Raw genomic sequence first — 10,503 nt, forward strand, 5'->3', positions numbered from 1 at the left:
CCCTGGTCAGTATGCGGCGAGCTTATCGTGTCCGGCTCGTGCAAGAAAGATGGGAATTGGAATTCCGGATGTTCCGCGGAATTTCCGCTCCGCGCGGTCACCGGCCGGGCAGCACCTCGGCCCGGGAGCGGCGCAGGGCCGGCGCGGGAAGCGCCTTGCGGTCGAGCTTGCCGATGGGGGTGAGCGGCAGTGCGTCCAGGGTGACGAACTGACCGGGCACCATGTGCTCCGGCAGGCTGTGCCTGAGGTGGTCCCGCAGCTGCTCCCCGGTCGGCGCGGAGGCGTCCGCCGGGGCCGTGTACGCCACCAGGCGGGGGCCGCCGGGAAGATCGTCACGGAGTACTACCGCAGCCTGTACGACACCGGGGCACGATGTCAACGCCTCTTCGATCTCACCGAGTTCGACCCGGAAGCCACGCACCTTGACCTGCGCGTCGAGCCGCCCGAAGTAGTCCAGCAGGCCGCTCTCCGGACGCCGGCGCACGCTGTCCCCGGTTCGGTACATCCGGGCGCCCGGCTCGCCGGAGAACGGGTCCGGAAGGAACCGTTCGGCCGTCAGCCCGGGACGGCCCTGGTAGCCGCGGGTGACCTGGGCGCCGCCGACGAACAGCTCGCCGGAGGTCCCGTCGGGCACCGGCCGCAGGTCCTCGTCCAGCACGTAGGCGTGCACGGCCGGCAACGGCGTGCCGATGGAGACCAGTTCGTCGTCCCAGTCCAGCAGGGTGGCGGCGGCCGACACGGTGGCCTCGGTGGGCCCGTAGATGTTGAACACCTGGGTCACCCCGCGCGCCCGCAGCTCGGCGAGCAGGGCCCTGGGCATCGCCTCGCCGCCGGTGAGGACGGCCTTGACGCGCGGTGGCGGGCCGCCCAGGGCGACCATCTGGGCGAGCGCGGACGGCACCGCGCAGACCGCGTCCCCGGCCACCCAGCCGTCCGGCTCGACCAGCGAGAACACGTCCTGGGCCAGCATCACGTGGCCGCCCGCGTGGAGCGGGGCGAAGATGTCGCACACCGAGAAGTCGAAGGACGTGGGGCAGGTCGCCACCATGGTGACCTCGGCGACCGGCCCCAGCAGGGCCACCGCGGCGGCGACGAACTCGCTCATCGCCGCCCGGGGCACCAGCACGCCCTTGGGGCGGCCGGTGGAGCCCGAGGTGTAGATCACGTAGGCGAGTTGGTCGCCGATCAGCGGCGGGGCGTCGACCGGCGGGGCGTCCGGTCCGTCCGGGCCGCCCCGCACCAGCTCCTCCAGGACGAGTTCGGGGCCGCCGTACGCCAACGTGCCGGCGTGCCGGCGCTCGGCCAGCACCGCAGCGGCGCCCGAGTCGTCGAGCATGTAGCCGATCCGGTCCTGCGGGTAGGCCGGGTCCAGCGGGACGTAGGCGGCGCCCGCCTTGAGCACGCCCACCAGGCCGGCGAGCATCTCGGGCGTGCGGCCGGCGAGCACGGCGACCCGGCTCTCCGCCCCGATGCCGAGGGCCCGCAGCTGCCCGGCGACCCGGTCGGCCGCGGCCCCCAGTTCGCCGTACGTCCAGGTCCGCCCCTCGCCGGTGACGGCGGGCCGCCCCGGCTCGCGGACCACCCACCGCTCGAACGCGGCGACGACGTCGATGACCGGTTCAGCGCTCGGTGCCGGCACTGTGTCCTCCTCTGCTCGACATGACGTGAAGCTGGCGGGCCAGATAGGGCGCCAGCGCGCTCTTCGGGTGGGCGGCCACCTGCTCCGGCGGCCCGGCGGCGACCAGTTCGCCGCCGTTCTCGCCGCCGCCCGGGCCCAGGTCGACGATCCAGTCGCAGGCCGCCGCGAACTCGACGCTGTGCTCGATGACCACCGCGGTGTTGCCCAGGTCCACCAGGTCGTGGACGACCCCGAGCAGCACCTCCACGTCGGAGAAGTGCAGTCCGGTGGTCGGCTCGTCGATCAGGTAGAGCGTCCGGCCGTCGTCGCGGCGCATCAACTCGCGCGACAGCTTCAGGCGTTGGGCCTCGCCGCCGCTGAGGGTGGTGGTGTCCTGGCCGAGCCTGAGGTAGCCGAGGCCCACCTGGCAGAGCATCCGCAGCGGGTTGGCGACGGCCGGGATGTCCCCGAACGCCTCCAGCGCCTCGGCGACCTCCAGGTCCAGGGTCTGCGCGATGTCCCGCCCCCGGTAGGCGACTTCGAGCACCCGCGGGTGGTAGCGACGCCCGTCGCAGGAGGGGCAGCGCACCGAGAAGTCCGCCAGGAAGAGCATCTCGATCCGGATGGTGCCCTTGCCCGCGCAGCGGTCGCAGCGCCCGCCCTTCTCGGTGTTGAAGCTGAACATCGCCGTGGACCAGCGGCGGCGGACCGCCTCCTCGGTCTTCGCGAAGAGCTTGCGGATCTCGTCGAAGATGCCCACGTAGGTGGCCGGCGTGGACCGGGAGGAGGCACCGATGGACTCCTGGGTGACGGTGACCACCCGGCTGAACCGCTCCCAGCCGGCCAGCTCGGTGAACGGCCCGGTGGGGGCCCGCCGGTGGGTCAGGGCCTGTTCCAGGGCGGGCTGCAGGGTCCGGGTGATCAGCGAGCTCTTGCCGCTGCCGCTCACCCCGGTCACGCAGGTCAGCAGGCCCACCGGAATGGCGGCGTCCACCCCGCGCAGGTTGTGCAGCCGGGCGCCGCGGACGGTCAGCCAGTCGTCCCCGGGGCGGCGCCGGCCGGCCCGGGGCGAACCGACGACCAGCTCGCCGCGCAGGTAGGCGGCGGTTCGCGAGTCCGGGTGGGCGACGACCTCCGCCGTGGGGCCGGCCGCGATCACCAGGCCGCCCCGGGTGCCCGCGCCCGGGCCCAGGTCGACCAGGTGGTCGGCGGTCTCCATGGTCTCCTGGTCGTGCTCGACGACCAGCACGGTGTTGCCCGCGTCGGCCAGCTGCCGCAGCAGGGCAATCAGCCGGGAGTTGTCCTTGGCGTGCAGGCCGATGGACGGCTCGTCGAGCACGTAGGTGACGCCGACCAGCCCGCAGCCGAGCTGCCGGGCCAGCCGGAGCCGCTGGCCCTCCCCCGCCGACAGGGTGGGCGCGGAGCGGTCCAGCGAGAGGTAGCCCAGGCCGACGTCGAGCATGAACGTCAGCCGGGTGCCGATCTGGACCAGCAGCTCCTCGGCGAGCTCGGCGAGGAAGGTCGTGGCGAGCTCGGCGCGGACGGCCTCCAGCCATTCGGCCAGCCGGGCCACCGGCAGCGCGTTCACCTCGGCGATGTTGAGGTCGGCCAGGCGCACCGCGAGCGCCTCGGCGTGGTGGCGGGTGCCGCCGCAGTCGGTGCAGCCGCGGGCCGCCATGAACACCTGGTAGAAGGACTTGCGCTCGGGCGAGTCCGCCTCGCGGAACAGCCGCTCCAGGTGCTGGGCCAGCCCGTCGAAGGGCTTGCGCTCCAGCTCCCGGGCGAGCGGCTCCGGCAGCGGCCGCGCGGTGGTGCCGGTGAGGACCAGCTCCCGCACGCCCTCGGGGAGCAGGCGCCAGGGCGTGTCCAGTCCGGCACCGGCGAGTTCGAGCACCGCGGGCAGTTCGCGCAGCGGCCACCAGGTCTTCTTGCTGCGGGTGCGGTCCCCGAAGAAGGTCAGCGCGCCGGAGCGGACGGAGGCCTCCGGGTCGCCGACGAGCAGCGCCGGGTCCACCTGGTAGGTGAAGCCGAGGCCCTGGCACTCCTCGCACATCCCGGCCGGGGAGTTGGGCGTGAACCAGTGCGAGGAGGTGGCGCGGGCCTCGGTGCCGCAGTCGGGGCAGATCCAGCCGGCCGTCAGGTGGCGGACGGTGCTGCCGTCGCGGCGGGCGACCAGCGGGCCGCCGTCGCGGTGCGCCGCCTCGACGGCCTGCCGGGCCCGGGCCAGGTCCTCCTCGCCGGGGGCGGCCGGCAGCAGCAGGACGCGCCCGCCGGGCTCGTCCCCGACGGCGGGCCGGTAGAGCTCCAGCGGCCCGGTGGCGGCGGCCTGCGCGAGCGCCCCGAGGTGCTCGCCGACGTCGCGCGGGTGGATGTGCTGCCCGCAGCCGCGGCACTCGTGCCGGCCGGCCCGCGCGAACAGCAGCCGCAGCCGGTCCGAGATCTCGGTGATGGTGCCGACGTTGGAGCGGGGGTTGCGGCTGATGGTCCGCTGCTCGATGGCCACGGTGGGACTGAGGCCGCTGATCCACTCCACCGCCGGCTTGGGGACCTTGGGCAGCTTGCGGCGGACGTAGGCGGACAGGCTGTCCAGGTACTGCCGGTAGCCCTCGGCATAGATCGTGTCGAAGGCCAGCGAGGACTTGCCGCTGCCCGAGACGCCGGTGAAAACCGTCACCCCGTGCCGCGGCACCGCCAGCTCCTCGATCCGCAGATTGTGCTCCCGGACTCCCCGGAGCACGATCCAGTCGCGCGGATCGGGTGCGGCGGGGGTCGTCCCGCCGCTGTGGTCGGCCTTGCTCAATGCGTTCTCCGGTTCTTCCTTGACTCGTTCAGTGGTGCGGGTGCGGCCCGTCGGCCGGCGGGTCGACGACCAGCCGGGCGGGGCGCAGGTATCCGGGCAGGAGGGTGCGCAGGCGCTTGGCGAGCGCCGCCGCGTCGGGGGCCGGGCCGGGGCCGCCCGCCGGCCGCAGGGCGATCCGGGCGATCAGCACGCCGTCGGCGTCGAACTCGACGAGGGCGTCGGCGACTTCGGGCAGCGAGCTGAGCACCCAGGCGCTCTCGGCGGGCCGGACGGTGTAGCCGGTCGGGTCGACCCGCTGGTCGGCGGCGGCGCCGAGGAGTTCCAGGCCGCCGTCCGCGGCCTCGCGGGCCAGCAGTCCGGTGGCGAGCTCGCCGCCGGGCACCGCCGGTCCGCCGAGCCGCAGTTCGCCGACGGCACCGGGCAGCACCCGGCGCCCGGCGGCGTCCGCGGGCCACCGGTGCAGCGGGTCCGCCGCGTCGGCGGCCGGGGCGGCCAGGGCGGGTCCGCGACCGCGGTCGGCTCCGGCCGGGACCGGCCACAGCTCCAGGCACGCCGGGCCGACCGCGCGCAGCACCGCCGGCCCCGCGGCGCCGGCCGGGGCCTCCGGGAGCCGGCCGTGCCGGCCGGTGAGGACCAGGGTGCGCAGCCCGGCCGCGGCCCCGGGGGCCACCCGGTGCAGGGCTTCGGCCGGCAGGACGGCGATGTCCACGCCGCCCTGCGCCGGGAGGCCCTCCGGGGTGTCCGACGGGACCACCGTCGCCCCGGCGCAGAGCGGCACCAGCAGCTCCAGCAGGGCGGTCGCGGTGCCCGCGGGGGCTGCGGCCAGCCAGCGGGCGCCCGGCCCGGCCTGGCACCGGTCGGCCCACAGCCGGGCCAGCGCGGCCAGCACGGCGGGCTCCAGCAGCACGCCGGCGCCGGTGTCGACGCCCCGGCCGTCGCGGAGAGCGGCGAGCAGCCGGGCGGCGGACGCCGGGGTGGGCGCGACGTCGGCGAGCGGCAGCGGGCCGTCCGCTGGGGAGCCCTGGGGCACCTCGGCGACCAGCTGCCACAGCTCCCGGTAGCCGACCGGGCCGCCGGGGGTCTCCAGCGCCGGGTCCTGCGGCCGCAGTCCGGCGGTGCGGCGGACCGCCTCGGCCACGCCCTCGGCCGCGCCGCCGTCGGCGACCGGGGCCGCGGTGAGGACGGGGGCGGGCGCGGCCGGCGCGTCGGTCGCGGCCTGCGGGTCGTCCAGGACGGCGGCGAGCAGGTCCTCGTACTGGGCCACCAGCCGGGCGGCGCCGGCCGCGGTGAACAGGTCCTCGGCGAGCACGAACTGCACGGTGAGGGTGTCCGGCTTCTCCACCAGCCGGACCTCGACGTCGAAGGCGCTGGACGCGGTGGGTTCGCCGATCCGGGCGAAGCCCACCCGGAGGTCCCCGAGGTCCGCGCCGGCGACGGAGTTCATCGCGTGCACGCTCAGGAACATCGCCTGGGTGAGGGGGTTGTGGCTCTCCTCGCGCCGGGGCCGCAGCCGGCCGGTGATCCGGTGCGCGGGCATGTCCGCGTGCTCCTGGGCCTCCAGGACCGCACCGCGGGTGGCCGCCAGCAGGTCGGCGAAGGTGGTGCCCGGCCCGTCCGGTGCGGCGACGACGGCGATCATGTTGCCGAAGTCGCCGATCACGTGCTCCACCTCCGGACGGGTCCGGTAGGCGGTGAGCGTGCTGGTGGCGAACGCGGGCTGCCCGGTGGCCCGGCGCAGCAGCAGGTGGAAGACCGCGGTGAGGGCCATGTACGTGGTCGCGCCGGCCGCGCGGCACAGCGCGCGCAGCCGTTCGGTGACGGCCTCGTCCAGGGGGAGGTCGAGGACCCGCCCGCGGAAGGAGCGGACGGCGGGCCGGGGCAGGTCGGCCGGGAGGTCCAGCAGGGCGGGCAGGCCGCCCAGCCGGGACTCCCAGTAGCCGAACTCGGTCTCCATCCGGGCCTCGTCCATCCACTGCCGCTGCCACAGCGAGAAGTCGGAGTACTGCACCGGCAGCGGCGCGAGCGGGGAGGGCTTATCGTCCCGGAAGGCCGCGTACAGCTCCCCCACCTCGCGCACCAGGACGCCGATCGACCAGTCGTCGAAAGCGATCTGATGGGTCGTCAGGGCGAGCAGCGCGGTGTCGTCGGAGGTGCGCAGCAGCAGCGCCCGCAGCAGCCGGCCCTCGGCGAGGACGAACGGCCGGGCCCGCTCCTGCCCGACCAGCGCGAGGGTCTCGGCCTCCCGCCGCTCCTGCGGCACCCCGCGCAGGTCGTGCTCGGTGATCAGCGGGCCGGCCGGGGGCTCCTCGGCGGCCTGGACGGCGGTGCGGCCGAGGACGTGGAAGCCGGTGCGCAGGATCTCGTGCCGGGTGACGATCTCGCGCAGCACCCGGTCCAGCAGGGCGCTGTCGAGCGGGCCGTCGAGCCGGAGCGTGGCGGCGACGTTGTACATCGGCGAGGCGGGCTGCAGCCGGCTGTTCCACCACACCCATTCCTGGGTGTAGGAGAGCGGGAAGAGGTTCATGACGCTCCCCTCCTGCTCCACCAGCCGGCCCAGCCGGTTGCGGTCCGCCGGGGCGAGGGCGGCGAGCTTCTCGGTCCAGCGCATCCGGTCAGCCCTCCCCGTCCGTCAGGGCCCCCAGCCGGGCCAGCAGGTCGTCCAGGCCGGCGTCGGTGCGGGCCACCGACCGGATGGGGCCGGGCGCCCCGGCGCTCTCCGCGTCGCCCTGCTGCTCGACGAGCTTGGCCAGCCCGGCGACGGTGCGGTCCTCGAACAGGGCCCGGACGGCGATCTCCGCGCCGAGCGCCTCGCGCACCCGGTGGGTGACCACGGTGGCCAGCAGCGAGTGGCCGCCGAGCGCGAAGAAGTCGTCGTTCAGACCGACCCGCTCCACCCCGAGGACGTCCTCCCAGATGGCGGCGAGGGCCTTCTCCACCTCGGTGGCGGGGGCCGCGTACGGCTCGTCCGCGTCCCGCTCGGCGGCGGGCGCCGCGGGCAGCGCCGACACGTCGACCTTGCCGGTGGGCAGCAGCGGGAGGGCGTCGAGCCGCACGAAGGCGGCGGGCACCAGGTGGTCGGGCAGGACGGCGCCCATGTGCTCGCGCAGTTCCCGGACGGTCGGCGCCGTGGCGCCGGCCGGCGTCCAGTGGGCGACCAGGCGCGGGTCCGCGCCGTCGGTGTCCTCCGCCCGCGGCACGCCGACCACGCAGTCCGCGACGCCGGGGTGCTCGCGCAGCCGGGCCTCCACCTCGGCGGGCTCCACCCGGAAGCCGCGGATCTGGATCTGGCGGTCGGCGCGGCCGCAGAACCGGACGGTGCCGTCGGGCAGGTAGCGGCCGAGGTCGCCGGTTCGGAACCAGCGGTCCGCCGGGTCGCCGGTGACCGGGCTGGTGAGGAAGCGGGCCGCGGTCAGCTCCGGGTCCGCCGGGTAGCCCGCGGACAGGTGGGGCGAGCGGACGTGGATCTCGGCGAGCTCGCCCACGCCGGCCGGGACGCCGGCCGCGTTGAGCAGGACCAGCTGGGAGCCGGGGGTGCCGGGGCCGAGCGGGATCTCGGCCGCGGGCTCGCCGGCCGGCACCCGGTGGGCGCTCATCGCCTGCGGCGTCTCGGTCGCGCCGTAGAAGTTGACGCACACCACGTCCGGGTTGAGGGACCGGGCCAGGGTGACGTGGTGTCCGCGCAGCCGGTCGCCGCCGAAGAACAGGTGGCGCAGGGCCGGGGCGGTGCGCTCGGCGGCCCGGCCGCCGAGAAGGTACTCCAGGGTCGCCGGGGTCAGGTTGGCCACGGTGATCCGCTGCGCGGCGGCCCAGTCGGCGAACCGGCCGGGCAGCGCGGCGTGGTCGGGCACGCAGACGGTGGCACCGAGCGCGAGCGGGACGAGGACGTCCCGCAGCATCGGGTCGTGACCGGGGGCCGACAGCAGGGCGAAGCGGTCCTCGGCGGTGAGCGCGTACTCGTCCCGGTACCAGGTGGTGAAGTGCGCCAGCGGCCCGTGGGTGCCGAGCACCGCCTTGGGGCGGCCGGTGGAGCCGGAGGTGAAGGCCAGGTAGGCGGGCGAGCCGGGGCCGAGGTCGAGCGGCGGCGGGTCGGCGGGCAGCTCGGCGAGCTCGTCCCAGCAGGGCAGCACCGGCGTGGAGACGGCGGTCTCCCGGGCCCGGTCGAGGAGTTCGGCCGGGGCCTCGGCGCCGTCCGTGCGTACGAAGCCGCGCGGGGCGGCGAGGGCCGTCTGCTCGGCGAGCCGGGTGGCGGGCTCGGCGGTGTCCAGGACCAGGAAGGCGGCCCCGGCGGCGAGGGTGCCGAGCATGGCGCAGGCCAGTGCGGCTCCGCGCGGCCCGTACAGGGCGACGACGTCGCCGGGGGCGACCCCGTCGGCGCGCAGCCGGTGGGCCAGCCGGTGGGCGCGCTCGGCCAGCTGTCCGTACGTCCAGTGTCCGGCCGGCTCCTCGACGGCGATCCGGTCCGGCGCGGTGCGCGCCTGCTCGGCGAACGCCTCGGCGATGCCGCCCGACCAGCCGGCCGCGAGCGGCCGGGCCGGGTCCGGCAGTACCTCGCGGGACCGGTCGGTGACCAGGCTGTACGACGGGACGGGACGGTCCGGGTCGGCCGCGATCTGCTCGACGAGGGCGACGTACTGGTCCAGCAGCTGCCCGGCCCGCTCCTCGGTGAAGAGGTCGGCGTTGTGGACGAGCGTGAGGTCGCGGCCGTCGAGGCCCGCGTACAGCGTCAGGTCGAACTTGGCGCCGGCGTCCGGGACGTGCAGGAAGCTCGCGCTCAGGCCGGGCAGCTCCAGGCGCTGCTCGGCGAACGGGACCATGTTGAAGAAGACCTGGAAGACCGGGGTGCGGTCGAGCCGCCGCTTGGGCTGGAGGTCGATCAGGATCCGCTCGAACGGCAGGTCGCGGTCGGCGTAGGCGTCGTACGCGGTGTCCCGCACCTGGGCGAGCAGGTCGCGGAAGGTGGGGGCGCCGGAGAGGTCGGTGCGCAGCGCCAGGGTGTTGACGAAGAAGCCGACCAGGGGCTCGATCTCGGAGCGGGTGCGGCCGGCCTCGGGGATGCCCACGATCAGGTCGTCCTGGCCACTGAGGCGGTGCAGCAGCACCTTGAAGGCGGCCAGCATGACGGTGAAGCGGGTGGCCCCGGACTGCTGGGCGACACGGTTCAGCGCGTCGGCCGTCGCGGCCGGGACGGTGCGCTCGGCGCGGCCGGCCCGGAAGGTCCGCACGGCGGGCCGGGGCACGTCCAACGGCAGGTTGAGGTCGGGCAGTTCGCCGCCGAGGCGGGTCCGCCAGCGGTCCAGCTGGGCGGCGCAGGCGTCGCTCTCCAGCCACTCGGCGTGCCAGGCGGCGTAGTCGCCGTACTGGACCGGCAGGGCCGGCAGGTCCGCGGGGTGGCCCTCGGTCAGTGCCCGGTAGTGGGCGGCGAGTTCGTCGGCGAGGACGGACACCGACCAGCCGTCGGCGACGATGTGGTGCAGGGTGAGCAGCAGGACGTGCTCGTCGTCGCCGGTCCGCAGCAGGGTGGTGCGCATCAGCGGGTCCGCGGCGAGGTCGAACGGGGCGGCCGCCTCGGCCTCCGAGCGGCGGGCGACCTCGGCGGTGCGCTCCGGCTCGGGCAGGTCACGCAGGTCGTGCCGGACCAGCGGGACGTGCCGCTCGGCGTCGACCCGCTGGCGGGGACGGCCGCCGTGGTCCTCGAAGGAGGTGCGCAGCACCTCGTGCCGGGCCACGATCCGGTTGACGGCCTGCTCCAGCAGCCCGGCGTCGAGCGTGCCGGTCAGCCGGACCGCCGCCGGCATGTGGTACGAGGGGTTGCCGGGCTCCATCCGGTCGAGCAGCCACAGCCGCTCCTGGACCGGCGAGGCCGGGTGGGTGCCGTCGGCGCGGCGCGGCACCGGCCGCGGCCCGTCGGTGGCGGTCCCCGCGGCCAGGAAGGCGATCAGCTCACCCTTGTGCGCGGTGATCTCGGCGCGCAGCCCGTCGGGGAGTCCCTCGGCGGGGGCGCTGTACCGCAGTTTTCCGTCCTCCACCCGCAGGTGGATGTCCTGCTCGCGCAGGCGGGCCAGCAGATCGATCAGCGACATGGTGC

4 protein-coding genes are annotated in these 10,503 nt (G+C 75.7%); all 4 read right to left on the reverse strand.

The genetic code is table 11. The features are described 5' to 3' along the window. Positions 1–97: 97 nt before the first annotated feature. Genes ACZ7KX_RS35405 through ACZ7KX_RS35420 form a run of 4 tightly spaced genes read right to left on the reverse strand, consistent with a single transcriptional unit; the run spans position 98 to position 10,498 of the window. Entirely contained in the window at positions 98–1,639 is a 1,542-nt protein-coding gene (locus tag ACZ7KX_RS35405) for an amino acid adenylation domain-containing protein (RefSeq protein WP_470330097.1), read from the reverse strand. Further along, the gene (uvrA, locus tag ACZ7KX_RS35410; protein WP_470330098.1) at positions 1,620–4,418 is read right to left on the reverse strand and encodes an excinuclease ABC subunit UvrA; all 2,799 of its coding nucleotides are present in this window, start codon (positions 4,416–4,418) and stop codon (positions 1,620–1,622) included. Before uvrA ends, ACZ7KX_RS35405 begins: the two co-directional genes overlap by 20 nt. Before the next feature lie 28 nt (positions 4,419–4,446). Continuing rightward, a complete protein-coding gene (locus ACZ7KX_RS35415; protein ID WP_470330099.1) occupies positions 4,447–7,026 on the reverse strand; it encodes a condensation domain-containing protein in 2,580 nt (859 codons plus the stop codon). A 4-nt stretch (positions 7,027–7,030) separates the two neighbouring features. Further along, positions 7,031–10,498 (reverse strand): amino acid adenylation domain-containing protein, encoded by a 3,468-nt coding sequence (locus ACZ7KX_RS35420; RefSeq protein ID WP_470330100.1) that lies wholly within the window; start codon positions 10,496–10,498, stop codon positions 7,031–7,033. Between the last annotated feature and the right edge of the window lie 5 nt (positions 10,499–10,503).

The organism is Kitasatospora sp. NPDC038210, assembly GCF_055600605.1.

Excerpts from the sequence above, each read along its gene's own strand:
- ACZ7KX_RS35415 (WP_470330099.1), bottom strand. The coding sequence starts at position 7,026 with ATGCGCTGGACCGAGAAGCTCGCCGCCCTCGCCCCGGCGGACCGCAAC.
- ACZ7KX_RS35420 (WP_470330100.1), bottom strand. The coding sequence starts at position 10,498 with ATGTCGCTGATCGATCTGCTGGCCCGCCTGCGCGAGCAGGACATCCAC.